A 24319-nucleotide genomic window follows, 5' to 3' on the forward strand; every position below is an offset into this window, starting at 1 on the left:
TTATATATATGCATCTATGTTTTAAAAATGGTGGATTAGTTGAAACCTAGGTGTACATTTTTACGTATATGTAAAAAAATGAAAGGTTGTGTGGCATGAATAAATACTCGATTACTGAATTTGTTAAAAATACGGAGCAAGAGGACAAAGGAGAAGGATTTTTTGAATTAGAGACGCCTCGTTTGCTGGAGGTAAATCTTGATGGACTCGTTTGGGCAAAGGCAGGTTCAATGGTCGCTTACAATGGAAAGATAAAGTTTGAGCGAGAAGGTATTTTAGAACATGGAATCGGGGCTATGTTCAAAAAGGCTTTGACTGGTGAAGGTGCTGCCCTCATGAAAGCAAATGGGCAAGGAAAGTTATATCTTGCTGACAGTGGGAAAAAAATCATAATTCTTTATTTACAGAACGAAGCAATTTATGTAAATGGAAATGATCTACTTGCATTCGAACCCTCTATCAATCACAATATCAAGCTTATGAGAAAAGTAGCAGGTATGATGGCAGGTGGTTTGTTTAATGTTCGGTGCGAAGGGACTGGTATGATTGCCATTACAGTCCACTATGAACCACTCACATTACGTGTAACACCTGGGAAACCAATTATTACAGATCCAAATGCAACTGTAGCGTGGTCGGGGAACCTTCAACCAGAATTTCAAACGGATGTTTCACTAAAAACTTTCATTGGAAGAGGTAGTGGAGAATCGATCCAAATGAGGTTTGAAGGAGACGGTTTTGTCATTGTTCAGCCTTATGAAGAAGTTTATATGCAGGAAAAGAGTTAATAGTATTTAAGCATATAAAAGCCTTCATTGAGCTACCAAAAGAGGCATTAATGATTCCAAAACTCCCGAATCAAGAATCGAATTGAAATAAGGTTAATTCTCTAAAGCGATGTCTAGATAAAGCTAATAAAAGTAAGTGTAGTTTAGTTTTATAAAAAATAAAGTTTGCTTAAAATCATCTCACCTCTTCAGATTTAGGTTGAGGTGATTTTTCATTGGAAATGTATGTTAAATTTATTATAAAGATTGTGAAGAAATGTACTACATTAACGAGGCAGTATAGTTGAATAATAAAAAGGGAATTTCAGGTATTTTGTCGAAATAGTTCACTAACGATTAAAATGAGGTGGATTTTATTATGGAATTTATAATAGATAATAAATGTTTTAACAAAGCAATTTCAGATGTTAATAAAGCAGTCTCATTAAAAACACCTTTTCCTATTTTGTCAGGTATTAAGATAACTGCTAATAATAATTGTATAATCCTTGTCGGCAGCAATTCTGATATTGTTATTGAAAAAGTTATTCCTTTAACGATTGATGGTGTAAAAGTATTGGAAGTTTATCACGAGGGTAGTGTTGTTATTTCTGCAAAACATTTAAGTGAAATTGTTAAGAAACTACCAGATAAAATACATATAAAAGTAAGCGAAAAACAATTAGTTACCATTCAATCCGATGAAATTGTGACCAAAGTATACGGATTTAATGCTGAAGAATACCCAAGTCTTCCTCAAATTGAAGAAGTTAAATTCATTAAAATCCCCAGTGTTGAATTAATAGATATTATTAAACAAACTGTATTTGCAGTCTCAAAGAGTGAATCTAAACCTGTCTTGACAGGCGTAAATATGTCATTCAAAGATAACCACCTTTCGTGTGTTGCAACAAATTCCCATCGTTTAGGGTTAAGAGAGCTTGCAGTAGAATCAAATGTAAGTGGTTCATTCATTGTTCCAAGTACAAGCTTAAATGAGCTTATCAAGTTGATTGATAAGGAAACTGGTGTCATACATATATTTGTAACAGATAGCTATATTGTATTTAAATCAAATACTAGCTCACTTTTTTCAAGGTTAATTGATGGTAATTATCCTAACATTTCAGGATTATTGCCAAATGATTCGAAGACAATAATTACTCTCAACACAAACCAGCTATTAAAGGGTATTGATAGAGCTTGTCTTTTTGCAAGCGAATGGAAAAATAACAATGTTCATTTAGAAATTAAAAATGATACAAAAATAAGAATTTCCTCAAACTCATCAGAAATAGGGAAAATAGAAGAAACTCAAAATATTAAAATGATTAATGGTGAGACCAATTTAAGTATTTCAATTGATGGAAGCTTTTTAATGGACGCCTTAAAAGTAATAAAAGAAGAAGAAATCAGAATAAGTTTCGGTGGTTCAATGAGGCCAGTCTTAATTGAACCTATTGACAATTCTTCTTATCTTCATCTTATTTCACCAGTACGTTCATATTAAATAGACCAGGTTCTTATTGCACTAACGTGGCAGGAGAAGATCTTTGAGTTGTTTAAATGGCTCTCTTTTCTTTGTCAACTAAATGGGCAGGTTAGTGGAAGAAGGAAATAACAATGGAGAAATAATAAAACAAATAGAAATAGATATATATATAGAAAAAAGGAGGGATTTCTTTGGGAGATTTCCAAATGGTTGAACTAGATACCGAAATTCTCGAAGGAATGGGGAGTTATTGTCTTAGAAGTAAAAAAAAATCACTTGGATACATAAACAAAAATAAGTGGCTAAACGAAAGTTTTGAGAGAGGTTTAAAGTATATTCAATTACTAGAAAATAAAAAACAAGTAGGTTTTATTGAATATACTGACGCAGAGTTTTCCTCTAGGGTGGTTCACGCTAATAATTATTTGGTAATCCATTGTCTATGGGTAAGTCAAACTGGAAAAGGATACGGGACTAAACTGATTAATAAATGTCTTCAAGATGCAAAAAGCCATTCTAAGCGAGGTGTAGTAGTGGTTACAAATCCTGAAACTTCTTGGACACCAAGTAAGGATATCTTTTTAAAGAATCATTTTAAACTGGTAGATACAGCACCTTATAATTTTGAATTACTTGTTTATCAGTTTGAAAATAGCAGCTTACTACCAGTCTTTCCTGCTAATTGGGATGAAAGAATTAATAAATTTGAAAACCTTACTATACTACGCTCCTTTCAATGTCCTTACGTAGAAGTCGCAACTGAAAATATAATTATGGGTGCAAATGAATTAGGTATAGATGTCAAAATCATTGATTTGAAAAGTAGAGAAGAACTGATGGAGTTATCCCCAACTCCTTATGGAATATTTTCAGTCGTTTTCAAGGGGAAACTTATCTCATTTCACAGATTAACAGTTCATTCGGTAATGAAACAGCTGAAAGCGCTTATGAAATATGAGACCGTGAAGGATTAATACCTAAACTAACGGGGGTACTTTAGAAGAAGAGCATTGAACTGTTCTGGCAGCTCTTTTTTTATTCTAGTAACGGCGCACTAAATTTCTCAAAAAAAGTACTGAAGAGATTACTTTTTGGATGGAAAAATATGATTATCATGCCTGGAAGCTTTAAAGAAAAACTATACTAGTTTCTCCCTTGAAGATAAACTAAACATAATCAATTATACGAAAGAGAATGGCGAAGTAGTTTTAGGAACGATGAAATAGACGCCGTAGTTGGGGGATATAAAAGTATGAGAGCAGTAATGGATCAAAGGAAATGGCATTGGTTGGACTATGTTCTATTTCTCATTCGTACAATATGGATTACGAATATTGGCTACGTGATATTCATAGGTACGACAGGTTTGAACAAGTGGATTTTACTTTTGTGGGCTATTAGTTTATACATAATACCTCACCTATTTTATAGGCCCGGGCTTATAAAATTCCCAAAGTATGTATTTGCCGAGGTATTGCTAACGGGTTCAGCGTTTATTTACCTATCGATCCAATATGAAATATCAGAGACTTACGGTTTTCTATTCTTGCCTATGCTTACTGTAGCTTATGCTTGTCAAGTGAAGCCGTTAATTTGGTTAGGACCTTTCTTATATATTTCTATTTTTTTTGCTGGCACATTGGCCGGCGATCTCTTCGCTGATGAGGGTTTCTTTGCTCGCTTCATTGATACAACTATTTTTTATGGTATCGGGTTATGTTTAGGAAGGATGACCATTGTCAATAACGCCAATAAAACGTTAATTGCTTCTATTGAGGAAAAAAACGAGGACTTGGAATATTACTCAAAAAAGATTGAGGAACTGACGATTAAGGAAGAACGAAATAGAGTTTCACAAGATTTGCATGATACAGTAGGCCATATTTTCACATCAGTCATAACGAGTTTAGATGCTCTTCCTTTTCTATATCGGGCAGATAAAATAGAAGCAGAAAAAAATATAAAAGAGATTTCGGATTTAGCACGAGATGGATTGCATGATGTGAGAAAGACAATTCACCAGATGTCGCCCATGACTCATCAAACACTTATTGAATCTGTACAAGAATTGATTGTTGATTTTATGAAACATACATCAACGGATATAAAACTGATTGTAGAAGGAGAAGCGACCAAAGTCGGCGAAAGGATAAAGTTTGCCATTATTCGTTGTATACAAGAAGGGCTTACAAATGCGAAAAAACATGGGCAGGCTACCATTATTAATGTAACTATTTCGTTTAATCAAAAAGAATTGATTGTTCTCATTGAAGATAATGGAATGGGCTTTAGTGAATTGCATTTAGGGTTTGGCTTACGTTCAATGAAAGATCGAATATCGGCATTGGCAGGTACAGTGGAATTTTATTCGAAATTGAATGCTGGTATGAGGATAACGTGTCACATACCTACGGCAAAGGAAGTGTCATTATCATGATAAAAGCGGCAATCGTCGAAGATCAAGAGATTTTAAGAAAGAGCTTAAAAATTGTGATTGAAAGCATTTCTGACATTGAGATTATTGGAACTGCGGAAAATGGAGAGAAGGCCATTGCTTTATGTGAAAGGGAAAATATTGATATTCTTCTAATGGATATTCAAATGCCGGTGATGGATGGTGTAAAGGCGACAGAAGAAATTAAAAAACGATGGCCCAATATAAAAATTATTATACTTACTACTTTTCAAGATGTTACACACGTTTTGAATGCCTTAAATGCTGGTGCAGAGGGTTACATATTAAAGGCTGTTGATCCTGAATTTTTGGTTCAGGGAATTAAAATGGTGTATCACGGAGGTTCCCTCATTCCTCAACAATTAGCAAAAGAGGTGTTTGGTCAGATACAATCAACTAAAAACGAACACTCGAAACAACTTGACCATAACTCTATGAAAAACCCATATGAATTAAATAATCAAGAATTAAAAGTATTAAAATGTTTAACTCAAAGATTATCCAATAAAGACATTTCAGAAAAGATGTTTCTTTCAGTCGGAACTGTGAAAAATTATGTCTCTAACATTTATTCGAAATTAAATGTAAAAAACAGATCCTCAGCTATTATGAAAGCAATAGAAGAGAGTCTTATAGAAGATAAGAAATATTGAAGTAAGAGAGTGAAGACAAAGTTAAATTAACTTTGTCTTCACTCTTTTTTAATCGCAACGAACTGAAACGTTATTTTGAATTTGTTTACTTCATGGGCAATTCATAAGGTCCACCATTCAAAAAAGCTTACGTGTATCGCCTATTAGATTATAGCCAATCGTCATAATTAGTCATTTTTTTTAAATAGTTATGACTTATTAATGACTTATTGACACTACAGTATATGACCTTTCATCTGTAGAGTAGAAATATGAAATGAAACAGGCATGTTAGTTAGGGAAATCAACTTTCTACTTTAATAGTAATGGTGAAAATCAGTTAATCAACACGTCTGGAAATGAAATTAATAATAGAGGTCAAAAAGCATGCTCAAATCAATACAGTATGTATTTTTGATGAAGTTGGAGAAGACGTAAATAAAGATTCGACAATTCAACTTACAAAAAAATGAGAAGAAAGGGAAGAACAGATGAAAACCATAAAGAAGCTAATAAAATATATCGGAGCCATTATTATAATAGGACTAATCATTGCACTTTTTTGCCCTACTTGGACTTCGCATATAAAAGGTGATAACAGTATAAGTGCATTAGAACAAGTAGAGATAAATGGAAGTAATCATGAAATAATGATACGTGGCACTGATAAGGACAATCCTGTTATTATTTTTGTACATGGAGGACCTGGGTGTTCGGAAATACCATATGCAGAAAAATACCAAGACTTACTGGAAACTAAATTTACGGTTGTTAATTACGATCAACGAGCAAGTGGAAAATCTTATCATTTTTTTGAGGACTATTCTAATCTTTCTTCAGACTTACTGGTGGAGGACTTATTGGCTTTGACGGATTATATATCAGAACGGCTCGGAAAAGAAAAGGTAATACTAATTGGTCATTCTTATGGTACATATATTGGCACGCAGGCTGCTCATAAAGCTCCTAATAAGTATGAAGCGTATATTGGTATTGGACAGATGAGTAATCAAGTAGAAAGCGAGATTGAAAGTTTGAACTACGTTATAAATCAGGCTCGAAAAGCTGGCAATACGGATGATGTTTTGTATTTACAAGGGTTAACTGAAAAAATTGAAAAGGGTGACATGTTTACCCCACGAAATTCTGTTATGAAATATGACGGAAGTGTAAGACTCATTGATAACCCCGATGGAGATAACTTAGGTATATTACTCAGTAGCGAGTATAACTTATTAGATCTAATCCGTTATAACTGTGGGGTGTCCTATTCTCAAAAGGTTTTGGTAGAGGATATATTTAAAAATCCATTACCAACTATCGTAAAGAAACTTGAATTACCTTTTTATTTTGTCATGGGTAAACATGATTATATGACTACATCAAATCAAGCAAAAAAATATTTTGATATGATTGAAGCTAATAAAAAAGAATTTATTGCTTTTGAGCAATCGGCTCATTATCCACAATTTGAGGAGAAGGAAGAATTTTATGAATGGATGTGCGATACATTTTTAAAATAAATAGTATAGTTTTTTCTTGAATTAGAAGAGATTGTAAATAATTGTACTTAAGCTAACGGGGGATTTAGTCAAGTAGAGCAACGCCTTTAAGATGTTGCTTACTTTTACATTTAAAAGTAAAGGAATTATTGCCAACTTAATAGAATTATAGACATAAGGGGTGTTTTTACTAAAGCAGCAGTTTAGTTGAAGAAGGAACTTAACAATAATCGAAAAACAAAAAATTTAAAGACGGACAGGAGTTAGATACGATGATAAAAGGTTTTGGAGGAATATTTTGGAGAACTAAGGACCTTGAGGTTATAAAAAAATGGTACAGTGAAGTGTTGAAGATTGAAATAGAAAATTGGAATGGGACTGTGATTAAACCCCAATTAGGAAATGAGACTATCTTTTCTTTCTTTACCGAAAATGACAGTTATTTTCCGACAGAACAACAAGTGATGTTAAATTTCCAAGTACATGATATAAACGAGACTATTAAGCATCTTGAACATATTGGTGTACCTCTTGTAAAGAAAAAAGAGATTAGTGAATTTGGAAAGTTTATTTGGATTAAAGATCCTGAAGGTCGACTGATCGAGCTTTGGGAGAAATAGCGGGTTGTAATCATTTGCTATTAAACTGACGGGTGCTTTAGTAGAAGATCTTGGAGCTGTTCAGACAGCTCTTTTTTCTTCTTCAACTAAAGGGGCTGGTTAGTTGAAGAAGAGAAGGGGAGTTTTTAAGTCGCATTTGAACATTTAAAGTGTATTAAACAAAAATTGTAAGATAAGAACGAGAGGAATGGAATATAAAAGACTTTTACTAAATTACATGTAATACAAGCTGATATTATCTTTAATCATCAAAATTATTGATTATCCTTTGAATTAATCTGTTTTGCACAATCTTTGATAGTATTTATGACGACTGTAGGCTCTGTTAATTGAGGAAAATGTCCGCTTTTTTCAGCGACAATATGTTTGCTATTTTTAGACAATGAAAGATATTCCAATTGATTCTCTACTCGTTTTGTTCGAACTTCCTCTGGTATCATTCGATTTTCCTTTCCACCTGTAACAATAAATACAGGTATTTCGGGAAAAATCTTTATTTGTTGTATTTGATTCACAGTATCTTTCACATAATTAACTTCATCAAATTGTTTATGTGAAGACAACGAATCAAACATTTTGAACAATTTGTTTATAGTTTTTACTGTATTACCTTGGTATTCATTTAGGCTTAAATCTTTAGGATGGCTAGATTCTAAAAAAACTATTCCAGCTACCTCGTTCGGATAAAGTCGAGCAAACAAATTTACATATAATCCGCCTAATGAATGTCCAACTAATAATAATGGAGGTTCAATCCCCGCTATAGTAAGTGCTTCATGAAGAGTTTTTACTATCGTTGTACCATCTTGTGATTCGTTTGGTTTATCACTGCCACCAACTCCAAACCGATTATAAGAAAATACAGTAAAATATTCTGAAATTTCCGTTAGTATTTTCATCCAACCTTCAATAGGACCTGCCCCACCATTGATTAAAACTATATTTGGTTTACCATTTCCACTAATATTATATTGTAACTTCCCTTTTGATGTTTTCATTTCATATTTCTCTATTTTCAATAATTACACCACACTTCATCAAATTATTCTTTTAACTTTATTTTAATAATTGGTTTATTAACATATTCTCGTTGGATTTCTATAATTCCTTCTCCCACTAACTGTGGATTGAAAATAAAATTCTTAGTATGTCAAGGGGTGCTGTGGTTAAAGATTATTAAGTTGCATAGGTAATTCTTTTTTCCTTTCTTGAACTAGCGGGGGCTTTAGTAGAAGATCTTTGAGCTGTTCAGACAGCTCTTTTTTTATTCAACTAACGGGGCAGATTAGTTTAACAAAAAAGGCTATTGAATGACGTTCTTTTTTGTATAGGAACCGGAACAGGGGACATTTAAGCGTAGATAGGATGTAAGAGTGATAAAACATCGGGGGTTGTTAAGACGCTAACGAAAGAGTTATTGAAAAGAATTTGAAAAACTATTGATGTTGCCAAAATAAAAATTCCCATATTATACATATTTATTTTCATCTTATTTCACATTTATCTTGTAAAATTATCTCTAATTGGAGGGAGAGAATAAAATATGAAAAAACAATTAGCCTTAACAGTTGTCATTGCGGCAGCCCTACTTGGTGCATGTGGTCAAGAAGACAATAAAACTACAGGTAAAAGTACCACATCAGAAAGTATATCAACAAAACAAAGCACTGTGGATTCTGAAACTACTACCAATGCAGTAGAAGATCATTTGCATGAACCAACAAAAGATACGGTATGTGAATTTTGCAATATGAAAGTTTATGAAATGGATCATGAAATGGGAGCATTTTCAGCACAAGGCATTAAAGAAGATGGATCAGGTGTTTTCTTTGATGATGTGGGTTGTATGCTAAATCAAGAACGTAAAGATGGATTAGAGTTAGAAAAGTTTGTACGTGATAATAATTCAAAAGATTGGTTAAAACTAGAGGATGCCGTTATTGTGAAAGCGGACATTAAAACACCAATGAATTATGGTTACGCCTATTTCAAAGATCAAGAAAGTGCGGATATCTTTATCGCAGGAAATGATAGCTCAAAAGTAGTAGCGCTGTCAGATGTTGATAAAGTTTCAAATGATCGTTACAAGAAAATGAAAGATCGTCATTCTAGTAAATCGAAGAATATGGATATGGATTCAGAATCAGGAGATAGTGAATCGATGGATATGGACATGAAATCAGAGGATAGTCACTAACCGTATGCATAAAGGGCTGGAGGAGACTCTAGCCTTTTTGTTGTTAAATGGAGGTGGAAAGATGAAACATCTGTGTACAATACTATACTATTTTGTTTTGTTATGGCTCATTTTCGCAATGCCTGCTAAAGCAGATCAGCTAACTTTACAGGAACAAATCGATGGGACACCAGCCGGTAGCGTGCTATTACTTGAGGATGGTGTTTATACAGGACAGATTAATATTACAAAACCAATTACATTAAGGGGTTCCAAACATACCATGCTAGAGGGCAATGGGAAAGAATCATTAATGAAGATTGAAAATGTGCAAAATGTAACGTTAGAAAATATTAATATTGCCGATGCCCATGTAGGCATTGTCGTGAAAAATACTTCGCAAGTAAATTTACACAATGTACAGCTTCAAAATGTTTGGAGCGGTGTACAAATTTATAATTCTAAGCACGTGGTAGTAAATAATTTAAAAATTAAAGGAATTAATGGGCATTATTCGAAAAAAGGAAATGGTCTGGATGTGTTTAACAGTAACGATTTAACTATTTCAAATAACAAAGTGCAAGACGTACAGGATGGTTTTTATATTGAAAAGGCTCAGGCAATCAAACTGACAGATAACGCTATTAAAAATAGTCGTTATGGCATCCACTTTATGTATACTGAAGATGCACTTGCCGAACAGAACGATTTCAATCAAAATGTGACGGGTATTATGCTCATGATGACGGAAGATGCGCAGTTACAAAACAATCATGTGACAGAGCAAAATGGCTTGAATGGTTCTGGAATGGTGCTGTTTGAAGCAAAAAATATCGACGTTCTTTATAACAATTTCCAGAATAATAGAACAGCCCTATCTACACAAAAACTAGCGACTTCAACGGTGGAGTATAATACATTCCAGATGAATCAAACCGCAATTGAACTCCTTCGTTCTAACAAGGAGAACACCGTATATGCAAATGACTTTGTGGGTAATATTGTTAATTTACGGTCCGATGGAACCAGTAGTAGCATTTCTCAAAATTACTACGATGATTATGATGGCATAGATTTTGACGACAATGGTATTGGTGATAGTCCTTATGTGGCATTGCAAAGCTTTGGGCAATGGATGGTGCGCAAGCCCAGTTATCAATATTTCATCGAATCACCAAGTGTAGTGCTATTAAATAAAATGGATCGCCAAACGAATGCAATAGAAACTGAGCAATTAGTAGATAAAGAACCGATGATGTATAGTGCTCAAAAAGCGACAACTGAAGGGAATATACAACTGTGGCAAGTAGTTACCGGTCTTACAGGACTAGTGCTCGGATTATGGTTATGGAGAAAGGAAGCAAGTGTATGAAGAAAAGAGGGTTAGTTGTCTTATTAGCTGCAGTCTTATTATTACAAGCTTGTAGTAATAAAGACTTTAAACCGCGTGGAATCGTTAGTGAAACGGATGTCTGTAAGGTGTGCAATATGAGTATTGTGCATGAAGAATATGCCGGACAAATTGCCTTATCGAATGGGGACTATGAAATGTTTGATGATCTAGGTTGTTTGATTGAATATATGAAGAATCTGAACAAAGGCGATGTTGGTAAAGCCTTTATCAAAGATGAGGGCGAAAAGAATTGGGTCGATGTTAAAACAGCTTCATACGTGTATGACAAAGATATTTGGACACCGATGTCATATGGCGTCATTGCCTTTGAATCTAAAGATTCAGCACAACAATATATCGATAAAGTAGGCAAAGGGCAATTGCTGAGCTACTCTGATTTAGATTCATTTAAATGGGGTGTCCATCATTGATTAACGGACTTTTCATACGTCTTGAATGGAAGCAAATGCTCCGAAGTCGTTGGATGCAACTAGTGGCTGTATTATTTGTTTTTGTCTTCGCAGCGATATCGATAATACAGCAAATTGCTTTACCTGATATGAATAATTTCACCAGACAAACAGCTAGCTTCTTAAATTTACTCCTATTCCTATTGCCTCTGTTCATCTTAACAATTGGAAGTATGGGGATAGCGAATGATTTGGAATCAGGCTGGTTCTCATTATTAAAAACATATCCAATGACAATAAAGAATTATATTTTTGGGAAGTATGTGGCACTACTATTATCCTTCATGCTCATTTTACTATTGGCTTTTAGCATTGTATTAGGCATGAGTAGTTTAGCAGGTCAAGTTCATTTGCCACTTGTCTTCGTTGGCTTATCCAGTGTAACAATCCTAATTTTTTCAGCGTTAGCGATTGTTTGCGGGGTTGTGGCCAAAAGTCGTCTACATGCGTTAGCGTTGTCGCTTCTAGCTTGGTCATTTGCATTGTTACTGTTGTCTTATGCGTTAATGGCAGTGGGTACAGTAGTAGCTGGTCATACTTTACAAAAGTTAACAATTGTAATGATTCATTTAAATCCAGCCGAATGGATTCGTTTTGGCTATTTCATCTTTTCTGGACAACATTCAGTTCTTGGTCCTTCTTTTTATGAATTCACTGAATTTTATAGCTCGCTGGCAGGTCTTGTTGTATATGTCCTAGTAACGATTTGTTGGATCGTATTGCCTTTATTGTTTGCTGGGTTTTTATTACGTAGAAAGGGGGACCAAGTATGATTGTAGAAGGTAAGTCTTTAGTAAAAAAATATTCCGAGCATCAAGGCTTGTTAGATGCGTCTTTTACCTTAAGTGAAGGACGTATTATTGCGTTAGCTGGTGGTAATGGTGCAGGAAAAAGTACGTTAATCCGATTACTCATTGGTGAAGAACAGCCAAATGGCGGAGAACTTCATTGGGCTAGTGTGCCTTCTATTCGTTATATGCCAGATGATGTGAATTTTCCCCCAGCACTCACTGCTGAGGAAATTTTACAATTACTAGGCAGTTTGAAAAAGGAGTCAGCAAAAGAGCGTGAAAAAGTGTTGAAACGAGTAGGACTGTGGGATTTTCGTAAGCAAAGAGTGAGCCAATTTTCAAAAGGGATGCGCCAGCGTTTAAATTTGGCACAAAGCTTATTAGGTAAAGAACAGTTACTTATTATGGATGAACCGACAAATGGTTTGGATATACTGTGGATTGCTGAGCTAAAACAAATTTTACAAGAACAAAAAGAACAAGGTAAAACGGTACTTTTTTCAACGCATTTATTGTCATTCGCAGAGGAGCTAGCTGATGATATACTTCTCTTACATAATGGAAGAGTGCTTATGAATGGAGCTATTCAAGATGTTCTGTCAGAAACATCTTGTGAACATTTAGAGGAGCTATTTATGCAGAGAATTGGGCTAGATAAAGCCACGAAACGTTGATTTAACAACATTCGTGGCTTTTTGGTGTATTTCCAAACTTTGATTTGTGAACATTTTTTCAGCTGCGTATGTATAATTATTCTTCTTATTTTTTCAATAAGCTACTCACCTGTGTGTGAATCCATAAGCTTTCCTGTCTTTAAATCGTAAATTTTATAATCCATTTCCCACATATGGTCTTTGGTCACCGTAATCTCACAGTAATAAGGAATTGATTTGCCATAAGCATCAAGTTCAGGAATCTCATTGAAACTAAATTGTTCGTCTGTATTAAGCATATTAAAAGTCGAATCAGAAGAACGACCAGATGAAGATATTTCTATCGTGCATTTTCCATTAACAACATCAAAATCTTTCGTTATTACAGATTTTAGACTTGGAATGGTCATCCATAAAAGTAGGAGTCCCATTAGAAAACCGCCCAGCATTTTAATAGTCGGCCAAAACTCAATTTCTCTCTCTATACACAATAGAATAAAAATAATCACTGTGCCTATAACTAAAAGCCCACCTAAACCAAATAACAAATAATAAATTAAAATAATAATCCCTTCCCTACAATAAATAATTACTATATTTACGTTAATTCAATTATAAAAGTTTCAAAAGTTATCATTATAACCTTTCCAAAGCGAGATTTAGGGGCTTTTTATGCTTAACGTTGTAAATCCGCATAAATCTGACGCCATCCCTAATAGAAAGGCTATTTTCTCAAATGTTGTTGCTATTCAACTAACGGGGCAGTTTAGTTCAATAACAAATGGAAGTTATACTAGGAATCCTATTTACACGTCTTTGAACCAAGAAAAACATTAAATGTAGAAGAGGATTAATCTGATCTGATTTTAAACATGAGTTCATAGGACTCGCACAAAAATAGGTAGTCGCTTTTTTGATTCATGACTTTTATTAACTAAATCGGGTTCATGATGCGAAATAAGTATTTCAAGCAATACAAGCAGCTCAACTTGAAGATTTATTCTATAACTTACCAGATGGGCTAAAACAGTAATTGGGAGTCACTTTGTTAATTTTATGATCCATTTTTTAATGTCAACAAGTCTATTGTATTCAGGTTTTTCTTGTGTACCAGCGATTATGAGCGGAACAAGAGAATCGACTTTGTGTAAAGAACCATGTGCTCCTCCACCAGCATGGTTGTGACTATGTTTTTCTATGAATTCAAAGTGTGGTTTGGCATCTACAATAATAAATTGACCTTCATGTGAATGCAGAGCACCATTAAGTCTTGCGAGAGCATCTGGATAATCGCCATATTCGATAAGCCCTTGATTATCAATTTCCAAATTTAAAATAGAATGATCACCTTCTAACTTCCATGATTGGTTATACAGATCCTTATAGTGACCGTTTGGTGAAAATGTAAAAATCTTATCGGATTCTGGAGAAGTAACATAGTTTGTTCCTCCCTCTTTCCATGCAATAATACTAATTCGGTTATCTTTTTTTAATGTCTTTATTATTTTTGAAATTTCAATGTTTTCTTTAATTAAGTTAATGTACGCCATTCTCTCGTTTATCGCGATTGCAATTTCGCCATTCTTCTTCTTACGTTCCCAAAAAGTATAGCTTTTTAAAACATCATTTAAATCAATTAGGGAAGTGTTCTTATCTTTAATAATCTTAGATTGGGCACTATCTCCATGCACAATCCAAATTGCCTGTTTAATCGCTTCCTCCCAAGTCGAATAGGAATTGAGTAGCTCTTGAAGATATTGATCTGCTTTTTCAATTGGCTCTATATCCTCTGGCCCGTTTTTGTGTAAATCTTTATCTGCATCTGGAAGATAGGCCAGAGTAAATGCAGGTACTTTATTATGTTTAATTAAAAATTTTAACTCGTTAACGGTAAATTGATTATTTACGCCCATACTTCTCCACGCAAACTTTTGACGATCATTATTGGGATCATATTGAGACAATGTTCCCAAAGAAAGTAGTGATGGTCCGTTGATATCTATTTCATTTGGTAGAAGTCCCACTGCTGATATTAGTTTTGGGACATTTAATTGATGGTGAAAAGTTCCACGATATAAAAGTCCGTTGATAGAGGCAGATTGAATGTTATCCTTTGAGAGTTCTTCATGAATGGTCTGAACATTTTTGCTTAAATGCTCTTTGTTTAAATTTACAATACCATCAAAGGCAACATTTTTAACTCCAAGGCTCCATATTTCACTAATCCCACTTCCATAACTAACAATGCGATTTTCATCTTTCTTAAACCAAATGAGACCTGGAATCTTATGTTGATCAGCATAAGTCCCAGTCAACAAAGTGCTGTCAATCGCAACGGACATTGTAGGATAAGAGCTAATTACTTCTGGGTTGAATTGTCCGTTTTTTATTAAAAATGATAAGGCAGGTGCTTTTCTTTCTTGAATAGCTTTTTGAATGGACTGACTCATAAGAGAGTCTACAGTAATGAGTATGACTGGTTTTTGCTTTTGATTGATAACAGTGTTTTTAATATCTTTGGTAGGAGACATTGAAAAGGCAAATGTAAGGCTAACTATTAAGAAAATGAATACGATAACGGATACCACTATTTTATTTACCATGTTTTCACCCTTTTTCTATAATGGACAGTTAGTGTGGTTTATATTGGAAGGAAGATACGTCAAATTAAAAAAATTAAAATTTAGTGTTATTAAGATGGTGACAGGTTAAGTTTCTACTCAAAAAGTTAGGTTTTGTTACCTTACCAATTTCTTTATATTCTTTTTCAGGAGAACCTCCTATACAGTTTGTCGGGCTCCTTTTAATAATTTGGTTTGCCACAGCATAGATAATATTTTTACTAGATTATGTTAAATAACTCTGTAGGATAATTAATGACAGCTTAAAAGTGGTTTGGTGATATTTGTATAAATGGTGTTTTAATAATATGGCAGGTTTGTTTGAAAGGGAGGTTGATACGATGAGAAGATACTTGAGTATGATTTCATTGGTGTTGTTAATCACTTTTATCATTTTAGGTTTTATTATCCCGCAAGTATTGAACCCCTTACCTGATTCATGGGACATATTGATACTATTATTACTACTAATCGGTTCATTTTTTACTGCCTTATTTAGTGTAAAAGGACTTTTGAAAATAATTACTTTACTTATTTCTTCTCTTGGTATGTTAGCTTTATTAGTCATAACTATTTTCGCTATCTGTATGATGTTGTTTGGTAACTTTGGGACTTAGAGATAGTCATTTTACTCAGAAGAAGTCTATTAAATAATTTATAGAATGTGAGTCTTCTTTTTTCGTAACTCGAAAGAATAGACGTATTCGAGATTTTTTCGTATTTTACTTATTCAACTAAAGGGGCAGTTTAGTGAATAAAGGTATTAGGGAAATTGTGATAAAAATAATTGATTGAGAGGTGTGTTTTCTGTCAAAAAATTAACTTTAGCAACTATATTTTTGGTAATCCTATTATTGTTTGCATGCCAAGTAAATGAGAGTGACTTAATGTTTGTTGGAGAGGGTGAAAATTGGTCCTCTAAAGTAACTGTTAATCAGACTGACGGAGACGAAACATATCACATTCAAATAAACTACAAAGGGCATAGCATTCAGGATATTGAAGCTTTTAGTTACGATGTTGAAACAAAAAATAACGGAGAATTTGATTTTAGTCAGAATGATGCTTTTTTAAATAAAGAAGGCATATATAAAAAAAAATTATCGGTTTCGAATAGCCCATCTACAACTGTAAAAGATGAGTTAGTAATAAAAGTACTTTGGAATGGAAATAGCGAAGATTTTACTTTAATAAACAAATGATTTTTTACTAAAGGGGGCTTTAGTAGAAGATCTATGAGCTGTTCAGTCAGCTCTTTTTTTATTCAACTAACGGGGCAGGATGGTTCAACAAGGGGATAGATTGATTAATTAATAAGATGGGACTTGAACTTAATCGAACAATAAACCACCACCCGAAAGTGGAGGTTTATTATTGAATCGAGGGAATTACTGTTCTTTTAAGCTGGTTACAGAAACACTTTGTTTTTTATTTGGTTCATCAAGGGGATGGATTGTAGCTGTTCCATTTTGTTTATCCACGTGCTCAATGTAGATACTTTCCTCATTATAGGTTACATTAGCCATAATTGGTGAAGAAGCAATTTCTTCTGCTCGTTGTGCGTTCATTTTATCCACCTCCTTTGGGTTTGCAACAGGTATAATATTTGTTTCAAATTACTTAAATATACTTGTTGTAAATAAAATACTTCCTAGAATCACTAACACCTTTACTGAACTTACAGGTGCGTTTGAAGATCGGCAGTTTTTTTAGGCAGCTTTTAATTATTTCCACTATCGGGGCAAGTTAGCGAAAATTGTAAATAAATGTTCTTATGCTAACGGGGGCTTTACTTGAAGATCATTGAACTACTTAGGCAGCTCTTTTTTCTTATTGAACTAACTGGGCAGTTTAGTTCAATAAGCATAAAATGTTCACTCTTTATAAAAAAAATACAACGACCACCCAATAAATTATAGGTGGTCGTTTTTCAAGGTGGAGCAAGTTACTTGGTAAATGAAAAATGGAATGTCACTTTTGAACACTCAAAAGGTGTTATGTTGTTAATAAGAATACTTGGTGGCTAAGTAGAAGAGCAGATAGCAGGGTTATTACATGATGTTTCCATAAAATAAAGGAGATATTCCTCTCATTTCAAACCTTACAACAAATGTAAGAGTAAATTACTAATTTTTTATTGTATGGTATTACTATAGAAAATTTACGTGGGAGAGAATTATATGAATATTTCAGATAAACTACTTCAAGTCAAAGAAGTACATAAGATATTTGGTGAGGGACAAAGTGAAACTGTTGCGTTGCAGGGGGTTTCCTTTGATGTTCTGCCAGGAGAGTTTCTTGGAATCATGGGAACCAGTGGATCGGGCAAGACAACATTGCTTAATTCCATTGCCACTATGCTAAAGCCAACAGCTGGACAAATCTTATTAGAGGGTCAGAATATATCATCATTTAAAGGGTCAAAACTAGCAAAATATAGAGGAAGTAAGATAGGATACTTATTCCAAGAATTTGAATTGATTGATAACTTAACAGCTAGAGAAAATATCATTCTACCGTTGTCCATACATGGTGTAAATCCTAAAGAGCAAGAAGCGCAACTTCAAAAATTAACTAAACAATTCGATATAGATCCTGTATTGGATAAATTTCCGTCTCAGTTGTCAGGAGGTCAGAAGCAGAGAGTTGCTGCAGCCAGGGCTTTGATTTCAAATCCGAGCATTTTATTAGCAGACGAGCCAACAGGAGCCTTGGATACAAGAAATGCAAAAACCTTAATGGATAAATTATATGCTAACAATCAGGAAGAGGGGTCCACAATTTTGATGGTTACGCATGATGCAAATGCAGCAAGCTATTGTTCTAGAATTTTATTTATCCAAGATGGGGTGATTTTTCATGAGCTTCGAAAGAAAGTGCCTGGAGAAACCCAAAATGCTTTTTATGAGCGTATCCTAACTGTTTTGGCGCAGCTAGGAGGAGGTAGTAGCAATGTTCTTTGATTTTATCAAGCGTAATAGTCGTAAAACGCGAAAAGAAAATGGGGTTTACTTCGCCTCACTCGTTATTTCGATTGTTGCTTTTTATGTCATCCTGTCACTTGGTGAGCAAGATGTGCTTGTATATTTGAAAACCGTTGAGAGTGATGCGGTAGATCGGCTATTGTTAATGATTCCGATCCTCTATGGAGTCTCACTGTTCTTCGTATTTTTCTTAGTTTATTTTGCAAATAGATACCAACTCCAACAACGTAGTCATGAATTTGGCATGTATTTGATGATGGGAATGAGGCAAAGTAAGCTGTTCTCCATGATTATGGGAGAAACATTGTGGAATAGCTTAGTTGCTCTATGCATTGGCGTTCCCATTTCGTTATTTTTAACAGAGCTAATTAGTCTGGCAACTTCAAGGCTTATTGGCATGGGGATAATTGGTCACGAATTTCGCATTTCCTGGGTGGGGCTAGGATTAACGGTATTTGGATTTATTGTCGTGCAATTATTGGCTGTGTTTGTTCTTAGCTTAACAATGAGCAGGAAGGAACCAGTAGATTTGCTGAATGACCAAAAGGAAAAATCGCAACGAGTACTTTCACCTGTGTGGAGTAAGGTTAGCTTCCTGACTGGAGCAGCATTACTCCTTGGAACCATTTTCTTATGTGTAGCTTATGGATTAGCCGTATTATATTTGCGTAGCCTGGATTATAGGCTATTTGCGTTAATACTACTAATAGGAATCTGTGGAACTTTTATCCTGTTTCGTGGCTTGGGAAGTTTAATTGGAGCATCGGTAAAACGTAAAAGCAGTTCTTCTACCGGTTTATTTGTATTTACAGCTAGACAACTTCAAGAGAATGTTTTGCATCAATGGAGCTCCCTTGCCATATCATCACTGTTAATTTTAATGGCGATGGTTTGTTTTGCTTTTGGAACTTCTACTGCTTTAAATAATAGTACTACATTTAGTAGAACTGCTGACTTTACGTTTAAAGGATCAGAAGAAGAAATTGTTGCTGCACTCGTATCTGATCAAGTGACGCCATACGTCAACAGCTATTACGAGATGAAAATAGGGAATTTTGATCCTACAGATGCAGAAATGTCTGCAAATACAGCTGCACATACTTTTTCTTGGTCTGGATTAGAAGAAACCATCTCCAAAGAAAAAAGTTCAGAAGAAAAAGAGCGTTTATTAAGTAATTTATCTTATCAAGATGAGCCTTATTTCATTGCACTTTCTAGTTATAATGCAATGCTAACATCTATTAACAAAGCTCCTATTATATTAGGAGACGATGAAGTTGCCCTGTATTCTGATGAAGAATTCTCGCACTCTTATGATATATTAAGAAGGGCACTCCAGGATAATCCAACAGTTAGTATAGGTGAACGACAATATGAATTAATCTCGACATTATACACAAGCAATGTCGTTGCAGATAGAGCGATTACGCTTTCCTATGCATTGATTGTACCTGATGATATTTATCATCGATTCGTTAGAAGTTCTCAAGATTCATGGCTATGGAATATGGTGCTAAAACCTGAATTTGTTCAGGAAAAAGGGTTAATGCAGGCGACCTATGAAGTAGATCAGTTGATGAATACTTACGGTTTAGACTATGAAAGCTATCTTTCTAGCATGGGAAGACAGTTGTTTTATACAGTTGCAGGAAGCTATACAACATTTTATCTAGGCGTTATGTTTCTTATTATTGCAAATACGGTACTGGGTTTAAACTTTCTTATGCAACAACGGAGTACAAGACATAGATACTATACATTAGCTATGCTAGGGGCAAATATTGAATCACTTTGTTCATCAGCAAGGAATCAAATCTGGTTGTATTTTGGTTTAGTTATTTCGGTAGCATTAGTCAGCAGCATTTTTGGTATTTGGTCCCTGTTGACTACCTTTCCTTCAATGACCCTGAGCTTAGAAAATAGTATGGTGATAGCCATTATTCTTATTGCGTTTATCGTTTTTGAACTTTGTTATATATGGATGATTCAACGAAAGAGTAATGAAGAAATAAAGAAATTAAAAGAGATTGAGTAGGAGTGAAATCATGGCAAAGATCGTCATTGTTGAGGACGACGTTTTCCTACGTGAAGAGTTACAAAGTATTTTAGAAAAAGAGGGATACTCTGTAGAGAGTATCTCTTCTTTTGATACGGCTTTGGAAGATATTATTTCAGCTTCTCCAGCGCTCATACTACTAGATTTAAATTTACCAAATCTATCTGGATTCCAAATTTGCCGCGCATTAAAGGCTAGAGGAATAGGCCCCATTTTAGTGCTAACCTCACGCAATCAACTTCGTGATGAGCTACATGCATTGGAATTAGGTGCAGATGATTATTTAACAAAGCCATGCCATCCGAAACGGCTAATTGCTAGAATTCAAAAACTGCAGCACCTCTATGCAAATATGCATATTCTTTTAGATGCTGGTGATTTTCAACTCGATGAGAAGACAAATGTGTTGTATGTTGGCGACAATTCGATTTCATTATCGGAGAATGAAGGAATGATTATGAAGCTCTTAGTGAAATGCGCACCTTCAGTGGTAAATAAAGAACAGTTATTTAATCAGTTATGGGGAAGTAGCGAATATTTAGATGAAAACATATTGCAAGTGAATATGACCAGATTACGTAAGACGCTTGATGAAGCTGGCTTGTCAAATCGAATCAAAACGGTCAGAGGAGTAGGTTATCAATTATTAGTGGGGGCTTACAAATGAAACTAAGGGATTGGCTAACTCTGGTCAAACTATCACGTGCTTGGATAGTACTTCTTTGTATAAATAATGCTTTTTTTATTTTTCTAGCGTGGGTAGCGTATCCTGAAACATTCAAGCTTTTAGTGGGCATTATGATTGTTTTTTCAATCGCGAGTATTGTGTTGGCCATATTCCGTGTTTGGAAAGGACAGACGAAGCAATACAAAGTATTTTATAAATTTCTAAGAGAACCTTCACCGGAGCAAGAATCTGCATTGATACAATCGATTGGCGAAATACATAAGGAAAAGGTCAATGATTTAGCCAATAAATTACGGATGCTCAATGACCAAATAGATGAGGTTAAATTACGGTCACTAGATTATGAAGATTTTATCGAAAGCTGGGTACATGAGATAAAGACTCCGATTTCTTTATTAAACTTTGTTTTACATAATCGCAAAGAAGAAATGTCAGAATTAGTATATCAAAGGCTTGAACATGCAAAAATTAATATAAATGATAATGTAGAACAAATACTATTTTATGCAAGATTACATGCAGCGCATGTTGATTATAAGCTAGAGAGAGTCTCAATCAATCACTACTTTGAAGATGTACTGTTGGAGCTACAATCATTACTGGATGAAAAAGATGTGAAAGTTATATCTCAGATAGAAGATGTACCAATCGTGTCAGATGAAAGAGCACTCCAGTTTATTTTCAAGCAAATACTTGTGAATGCAGTTAAATACTCTAATGAAAAAATTGAAAGCTTTATCTGGTTAAAAACTGGTTTTGATATCGTGAAAAATCAGTATTATCTAAGAATATGTGATAATGGTATTGGAGTGCTTAATTCTGATCTTCCTTTCATTTTTGATAAAGGATTTACAGGAGATAATACTAAAAGAAAGCAGTCTACAGGGATAGGTTTGTATCTAGTAAAGAAATTATGCGATGAATTGCAGATTGAAATTGATGTTGAGTCTAAATATGAGGATGGCTTTGTCATTCAATTTCTATTTCCTGAAATTTAGGTTTGATAGACATTAAATCATTTTATTTTAGATATTGTAAAAACTTACACTTAAACTAACGGGTGCTTTAGTAGAAGAACGTAGAGCTGTTCAGGCAGCTCTTTTTTCTTATTCAACTAACAAGGAAGGTTAGTTGAAAATCAATTACGGTGCGACGTACCATGTTGGGGTTGAGGCAGGGGTTAAAACAATTGCCTTTTATACATATCATAATTATAACTTTTATCTTTTGGAATCAGTACGGGTATTTCAGTTTCTCAGCCGTTCTCTCTTGCGACTTTGTTTGGGCGGGTTAATTGTGTGAACCACTTAATCGCAGTAGGCATAAACTGAAAATATATGTTGATTTGAAAGGAAGTCATGTACATGTTTCCTTATCTCCAAGAAATTTATAAATTCCCATACCACGATTATAGGATTATGCCCCACGGGTGTTATTACTCTCCTGCCCTAGTATCGGATGAAAGATATCGTTTACCCGCACAACAACGGCTTACCTTCGTACTTGTGCATGGTTCTTGGGCTGACGCTCACTTCTGGGACGGCGTAGCGGCGGTGCTGCGCAGTCACGGGCATGCCGTCTATACACCAGAGTACGCAGGTCATGGCATTGATCCGAACAAAGATGTAACGCATGCGATGATCACTAAGTCCGTCGTTGATTTTATAATGAAACTGAACCTATGCAACTTTGTTCTCGTCGGGCACAGCTTTGGCGGAACTGTCATCCAAAAGGTTGCAGAACAGATACCGGATCGCATAAAGCGCCTTGTCTTCTGGGACGCGTTCGTACTGAAAGACGGCGAATCGGTTGTCGATGAGTTCCCGGCTCAAATGAGGAAAAGTTTCGAGCTACTCAGGGCCGGCTCAATGGACGATACGATCATGCTTCCATTTCCACTGTTTCGAGATTTTTTCGTCAATACGGCCACTTTAGAGGAAGCGAAACAGATGTATGCGAGCGTCACTCCGGAACCGGCTAAGCCACTTTTCGAGAAGCTGAATCTTAAAGCATTCTACGCGCTGTCTACGCCCAAAAGCTATCTCTATTTCTACCAAGACAACGCATTGCCTCAAGGAGAGGGCTTCGGCTGGCATCCTCATATGTCAATACGTCTTGGTCAGTCCCGTCTAATCGTCGGCGACGGTGATCACTTTACGGATTCGCGTACAAGACCGGCTATGCTGGCGCAGAAGTTTTACGAGGCGGGCAGGGACTGAAGTGCTCTTATTGTATGTCAAGCGCAAGATCAATCCCTAATCAGCCAAGATTTGAAAAAATAGCTACTGAGGGCGATAAATTTGAAATGAATGATAAGAAGTTAAATTTTGCTTATTATATATAGAAAATTTGACTACATTATTGAACTAATGGTTGCTTTAGTTGAACAAACAAGTTAGAAAAACACCTTATTTAAGATGTTTTTTATTTTTAAATGTATAGAAACGAATATTTAAAGTAAAAGGTCGATTCCTTAAAGGATTCGATCTTTTTTTGTTTTTTTAATACTTGACGTTTGTCTTGTAATAGAATAATATGAAATTAACTTCACATGAAGTTAGTTTCACGTGAAGTTAGTTTCACTGTAGGAAAATAAGTTGGTTAGGAGAGGGATTTTTGAAAAATCTATTCATACAGCGTTTTTTAGTCGCAACCTTGGTAATTATAGTGGGAATCATTCAAATAATTCTCGATACATCAGTAGGATTTAATTTTGGCTATATCATAGTATTCCTAGGTGGAATACTTTTGTTGTACTCAACAATTTCTTACATTACATCCCGAAAGAATAAATCACTAGAAAAGGAATTAGCAAAGGAATATGACGAAAGAGATGCTTTAATTGCTGGAAAAGTTGCTCGCTTTTCCTTGTATATTCTGATGTACGAAATTTTTATTCTTATGTTTTTAACTAATTTTGTGGTAATCCCGACAAATACTGCATTATTTATTGTCTTAATATCTTTAATAATTATTGAATTTGGGTCTAGAAAATATTACAATCATTTTCTTTAATCAG

General features: G+C 34.7%; 24 protein-coding genes and 1 pseudogene. 21 read left to right on the top strand and 4 right to left on the bottom strand.

Translation table 11 applies throughout. The annotated features are described in order from the left end of the window. The first annotated feature begins 95 nt into the window (after window positions 1-95). The 7 genes from MHH98_RS06830 (at window position 96) to MHH98_RS06860 (ending at window position 7468) form a co-directional block, all read left to right on the top strand. On the top strand, window positions 96-788 hold the full coding sequence (locus MHH98_RS06830; protein ID WP_038186669.1) for an AIM24 family protein: 693 nt from the start codon (window positions 96-98) through the stop codon (window positions 786-788). A gap of 358 nt (window positions 789-1146) precedes the next feature. Next, window positions 1147-2277: a DNA polymerase III subunit beta gene (gene dnaN / locus MHH98_RS06835; RefSeq protein ID WP_340712329.1), complete on the top strand. Its 1131-nt coding sequence runs from the start codon at window positions 1147-1149 to the stop codon at window positions 2275-2277. Window positions 2278-2450: 173 nt separating this feature from the next. After that, window positions 2451-3233 (top strand): GNAT family N-acetyltransferase, encoded by a 783-nt coding sequence (locus MHH98_RS06840; protein ID WP_210402651.1) that lies wholly within the window; start codon window positions 2451-2453, stop codon window positions 3231-3233. 278 nt (window positions 3234-3511) lie between these two features. Continuing rightward, entirely contained in the window at window positions 3512-4696 is a 1185-nt protein-coding gene (locus MHH98_RS06845; RefSeq protein WP_076064872.1) for a sensor histidine kinase, read from the top strand. After that, window positions 4693-5367 carry a response regulator transcription factor gene (locus MHH98_RS06850; protein WP_038186664.1) on the top strand — a complete coding sequence of 225 codons (675 nt, stop codon included), beginning with the start codon at window positions 4693-4695 and terminating at the stop codon, window positions 5365-5367. The genes MHH98_RS06845 and MHH98_RS06850 overlap by 4 nt, the downstream gene beginning before the upstream one ends. Before the next feature lie 470 nt (window positions 5368-5837). After that, entirely contained in the window at window positions 5838-6869 is a 1032-nt protein-coding gene (locus MHH98_RS06855; protein ID WP_340708826.1) for an alpha/beta fold hydrolase, read from the top strand. Window positions 6870-7120: 251 nt separating this feature from the next. Then, window positions 7121-7468, top strand: coding sequence for a VOC family protein (locus MHH98_RS06860; RefSeq protein WP_038186661.1), 348 nt, complete (start codon window positions 7121-7123; stop codon window positions 7466-7468). Between the two features lie 254 nt (window positions 7469-7722). On the opposite strand, the gene MHH98_RS06865 is transcribed toward MHH98_RS06860, so the two are convergent. Next, window positions 7723-8466, bottom strand: a complete 744-nt coding sequence (locus tag MHH98_RS06865; RefSeq protein ID WP_235175753.1) for an alpha/beta fold hydrolase — start codon at window positions 8464-8466, stop codon at window positions 7723-7725. Between the two features lie 545 nt (window positions 8467-9011). Here MHH98_RS06865 and MHH98_RS06870 point away from each other — a divergent pair. The 5 genes from MHH98_RS06870 (at window position 9012) to MHH98_RS06890 (ending at window position 12972) form a co-directional block, all read left to right on the top strand. Further along, window positions 9012-9665, top strand: coding sequence for a nitrous oxide reductase accessory protein NosL (locus MHH98_RS06870; protein WP_340712331.1), 654 nt, complete (start codon window positions 9012-9014; stop codon window positions 9663-9665). Between the two features lie 61 nt (window positions 9666-9726). Next, complete coding sequence (locus MHH98_RS06875; protein ID WP_340712333.1) at window positions 9727-11016, top strand: right-handed parallel beta-helix repeat-containing protein; 1290 nt, start codon at window positions 9727-9729, stop codon at window positions 11014-11016. After that, a complete protein-coding gene (locus MHH98_RS06880) occupies window positions 11013-11468 on the top strand; it encodes a nitrous oxide reductase accessory protein NosL (RefSeq protein ID WP_038186652.1) in 456 nt (151 codons plus the stop codon). The genes MHH98_RS06875 and MHH98_RS06880 overlap by 4 nt, the downstream gene beginning before the upstream one ends. Then, on the top strand, window positions 11465-12280 hold the full coding sequence (locus MHH98_RS06885) for an ABC transporter permease (RefSeq protein WP_340712335.1): 816 nt from the start codon (window positions 11465-11467) through the stop codon (window positions 12278-12280). The genes MHH98_RS06880 and MHH98_RS06885 overlap by 4 nt, the downstream gene beginning before the upstream one ends. Further along, window positions 12277-12972: an ABC transporter ATP-binding protein gene (locus tag MHH98_RS06890; RefSeq protein ID WP_083669533.1), complete on the top strand. Its 696-nt coding sequence runs from the start codon at window positions 12277-12279 to the stop codon at window positions 12970-12972. The genes MHH98_RS06885 and MHH98_RS06890 overlap by 4 nt, the downstream gene beginning before the upstream one ends. Window positions 12973-13073: 101 nt before the next feature. Here MHH98_RS06890 and MHH98_RS06895 read toward each other — a convergent pair whose 3' ends face one another. Together MHH98_RS06895 and MHH98_RS06900 are read right to left on the bottom strand one after the other, a co-directional pair. Continuing rightward, complete coding sequence (locus MHH98_RS06895; protein ID WP_143691000.1) at window positions 13074-13382, bottom strand: hypothetical protein; 309 nt, start codon at window positions 13380-13382, stop codon at window positions 13074-13076. A gap of 609 nt (window positions 13383-13991) precedes the next feature. Further along, complete coding sequence (locus MHH98_RS06900; protein WP_038186649.1) at window positions 13992-15554, bottom strand: alkaline phosphatase family protein; 1563 nt, start codon at window positions 15552-15554, stop codon at window positions 13992-13994. 359 nt (window positions 15555-15913) lie between these two features. Here MHH98_RS06900 and MHH98_RS06905 point away from each other — a divergent pair, with 359 nt between their 5' ends. Further along, complete coding sequence (locus tag MHH98_RS06905; RefSeq protein WP_051448755.1) at window positions 15914-16189, top strand: hypothetical protein; 276 nt, start codon at window positions 15914-15916, stop codon at window positions 16187-16189. Between the two features lie 270 nt (window positions 16190-16459). Beyond that, window positions 16460-16774 (top strand): hypothetical protein, encoded by a 315-nt coding sequence (locus MHH98_RS06910; RefSeq protein ID WP_038186647.1) that lies wholly within the window; start codon window positions 16460-16462, stop codon window positions 16772-16774. A gap of 186 nt (window positions 16775-16960) precedes the next feature. Here the strand turns inward: MHH98_RS06910 and MHH98_RS06915 are convergent, their stop codons facing one another. Beyond that, window positions 16961-17140: a small acid-soluble spore protein H gene (locus MHH98_RS06915; protein WP_038186645.1), complete on the bottom strand. Its 180-nt coding sequence runs from the start codon at window positions 17138-17140 to the stop codon at window positions 16961-16963. A gap of 357 nt (window positions 17141-17497) precedes the next feature. On the opposite strand from MHH98_RS06915, the pseudogene MHH98_RS06920 reads away from it, so the two are divergent. The 7 genes and pseudogenes from MHH98_RS06920 to MHH98_RS06950 form a co-directional block, all read left to right on the top strand. Continuing rightward, window positions 17498-17596: pseudogene (locus MHH98_RS06920) on the top strand (HD domain-containing protein); the annotation flags it as partial. Window positions 17597-17752: 156 nt separating this feature from the next. Next, complete coding sequence (locus MHH98_RS06925; protein WP_038186643.1) at window positions 17753-18535, top strand: ABC transporter ATP-binding protein; 783 nt, start codon at window positions 17753-17755, stop codon at window positions 18533-18535. Beyond that, entirely contained in the window at window positions 18525-20591 is a 2067-nt protein-coding gene (locus MHH98_RS06930) for an ABC transporter permease (RefSeq protein WP_340712337.1), read from the top strand. Before MHH98_RS06925 ends, MHH98_RS06930 begins: the two co-directional genes overlap by 11 nt. Window positions 20592-20601: 10 nt before the next feature. Further along, window positions 20602-21279 carry a response regulator transcription factor gene (locus MHH98_RS06935; RefSeq protein ID WP_340710840.1) on the top strand — a complete coding sequence of 226 codons (678 nt, stop codon included), beginning with the start codon at window positions 20602-20604 and terminating at the stop codon, window positions 21277-21279. After that, a complete protein-coding gene (locus MHH98_RS06940; RefSeq protein ID WP_340712339.1) occupies window positions 21276-22298 on the top strand; it encodes a sensor histidine kinase in 1023 nt (340 codons plus the stop codon). The genes MHH98_RS06935 and MHH98_RS06940 overlap by 4 nt, the downstream gene beginning before the upstream one ends. Window positions 22299-22664: 366 nt before the next feature. After that, a complete protein-coding gene (locus MHH98_RS06945) occupies window positions 22665-23519 on the top strand; it encodes an alpha/beta fold hydrolase (protein ID WP_340708831.1) in 855 nt (284 codons plus the stop codon). A gap of 397 nt (window positions 23520-23916) precedes the next feature. Further along, complete coding sequence (locus MHH98_RS06950; RefSeq protein WP_076035210.1) at window positions 23917-24315, top strand: hypothetical protein; 399 nt, start codon at window positions 23917-23919, stop codon at window positions 24313-24315. Window positions 24316-24319 lie beyond the last annotated feature (4 nt).

Source organism: Viridibacillus sp. FSL H8-0110 (assembly GCF_038003565.1).
Classification (GTDB): Bacteria; Bacillota; Bacilli; order Bacillales_A; family Planococcaceae; genus Viridibacillus; species Viridibacillus arenosi.